General features: G+C 46.8%; 3 protein-coding genes. All 3 read left to right on the top strand.

Going from position 1 to position 2,245, the window contains the following annotated elements:
• Window positions 1–273, top strand: a 273-nt coding sequence (gene tnpA / locus VTH8203_RS19945) for an IS66 family insertion sequence element accessory protein TnpA (RefSeq protein ID WP_096995229.1), incomplete at its 5' end; no start/stop codon positions are given.
• Window positions 270–623, top strand: coding sequence for an IS66 family insertion sequence element accessory protein TnpB (gene tnpB, locus VTH8203_RS19940; protein WP_096995228.1), 354 nt, complete (start codon window positions 270–272; stop codon window positions 621–623). The genes tnpA and tnpB, both read left to right, overlap by 4 nt.
• A gap of 59 nt (window positions 624–682) precedes the next feature.
• Window positions 683–2,212, top strand: coding sequence for an IS66 family transposase (tnpC, locus tag VTH8203_RS19935; protein WP_096995227.1), 1,530 nt, complete (start codon window positions 683–685; stop codon window positions 2,210–2,212).
• Window positions 2,213–2,245: the final 33 nt, after the last annotated feature.

Genomic DNA, 2,245 nt, shown 5'->3' with positions numbered 1-2,245 from the left:
CAATACGAAAGCAGCAATATTACTCAACGCGTTTTTTGCGAACAGCACGGACTGAGTTTATCGACATTCTTCGCCAAACGGCGCCAACTGCAAACCGCAATACAACCAACGTCAGTTGGATTTGTCAGAGCGGAAGTCGTCGAAAAGACGACGAAGTATCAAGCTCAGATAGTCACCGCTAACATGACACTGCTCGTCAATGATGTTGAGTTGAGCATTCCACAAGGAACACCCGCAACCTACTTGGCAGAACTTATCGGGGCGCTATCATGAAACGCATGCTCAGTGCTCCAGAAATTTATCTGTATCGTGAGAGCGTCGATTTTAGAAAGTCCATCAACGGCCTCGCGGCGATTATCGAAATTGACACCGATTTGCTCTTAGGAAGTGGCGCACTGTTCTTGTTTACCAACAAACAGCGCGACAAAATCAAAGTATTGTACTGGGATAAAACAGGCTTTGCTCTTTGGTACAAACGTCTCGAAAAAGCCAAGTACAAGTGGCCATCAAAAGAGAAAAATGAGGTGTTTACTCTGACTCAATTCGAGCTGGATAGACTGCTTTCTGGCTTCACGATTATCGGCCACAAACCCGTTCGAATAAACGATTTTACAATGACTTAAACGATAAAAAAGCCTTATCCACCAAGCGTTAGTGGCATGATTTTAGTATAATAAATGTCATGAAAAAGACGCCAAACATCAACCCAGAAAGTCAAGATATTGCCGAGCTACAAGCGATGGTGAAAGCGCTGATGGCGTCAGAAAACCGATTGAAACAAGAGCGCCAGTCGCTACTTGAACAGCTCAAACTTGCCTTCGAACGCCAGTTCGCTAAACGCTCGGAGGCGCTAAAACCTTACGATGAATCTCAAGGTGACCTCTTCAACGAAGTGGAATGTGAAGCCACTAAGGAAGAAGAAGTTGAGGTCACGACGACCACCACAACGAAGAAACGCGGTAAACGCAATCCACTTCCAAAGACCTTGCCTCGTGAAGTTATTGAACTCGATTTAGATGACCATGAAAAGCAATGTGCGTGCTGTAAACATAGTCTGCATAAAATCGGCGAAGACCGCAGTGAAAAGCTAGAGTTCTCACCTGCCGTACTCAAAGTGCTGGAATATGTTCGTCCTAAGTATGCTTGTCGTCAGTGCGAGCAAACAGAAGACAAAAACCGCATCGTTCAAAAACCAGCGCCGCAAAGCATTATCCCTAAGAGCTTCGCGACAGAAAGCTTGCTGGCCAATATCATCCTTGGCAAATACCAATACGCAATGCCACTGTATCGGCAAGAGTCGCTGTTTACCCAGTCGGGTATCGAGCTGTCACGAACTACTATGGCAAGGTGGGTTATCCAAGTCAGTGAGAAGTTCAAACCACTCTATGCCGCCCTAAAAGAGCACTTACTTCAACAAGTGGTGGTTCAGGCAGATGAAACGCCGCTTAATGTGCTCAAGGAAGATAAACAGTGTTATATGTGGCTGTACTGTTCGGGCGCAGACTCGCCTGATGCAGCACTGCCTGATGTGAAAAATATCGCCTTGTACGACTATCAAAACAGTCGCGCGAGGGCGTGCCCTGTTGCTTTTTTAGGGGACTATAGTGGTTATCTGCAAACCGATGGTTATGGTGCCTATGATGGTCTTCACCAAGTGACCAATGTTGGCTGCTTGGCGCATGCACGGCGTAAGTTCATGGAGGCTAAGAAGCTTCAAGGTAAAGGTAAGTCAGGCAAAGCAGATAAAGCGTTGGCCAAAATCCAGAAACTCTATGGGATAGAATCCCGCTTAAAAGGTGCGTCTGTCGAGACACGAAAAGCAGAACGTCAACAGCATGCCAAGCTGATATTGGATGAGTTGTATGAGTGGATGACTACTCAACAAGTGATAGAATCTAGCCCGCTGGGTAAAGCGATAAAATACACGCTTGGCCAGTGGCCCAAGCTCATCCGCTATATCGATGACGGTCACTTATCGATAGACAATAATCGTGCTGAACGCGCAATTAAACCGCTGGTCATTGGCAGGAAGAACTGGTTGTTCTCGAGTACACCAAATGGTGCTGAAGCGAGCGCGATGCTTTACAGTATCGTCGAGACCGCGAAAGCCAATGGGCTCATCCTCTACGACTACATGGTCAAGTGCATGCAAGAGTTAGCGAAATCTGAGCCTGATATCGATGCGCTCCTACCTTGGAACTTCAAGCATTAGCAAGATCGCCCCGTGGGTTTATGGGGCGTTTAC

The organism is Vibrio thalassae (assembly GCF_900089835.1).
GTDB classification, from domain to species: domain Bacteria; phylum Pseudomonadota; class Gammaproteobacteria; order Enterobacterales; family Vibrionaceae; genus Vibrio; species Vibrio thalassae.
This window is presented reverse-complemented; position numbering and strand designations above follow the sequence as displayed.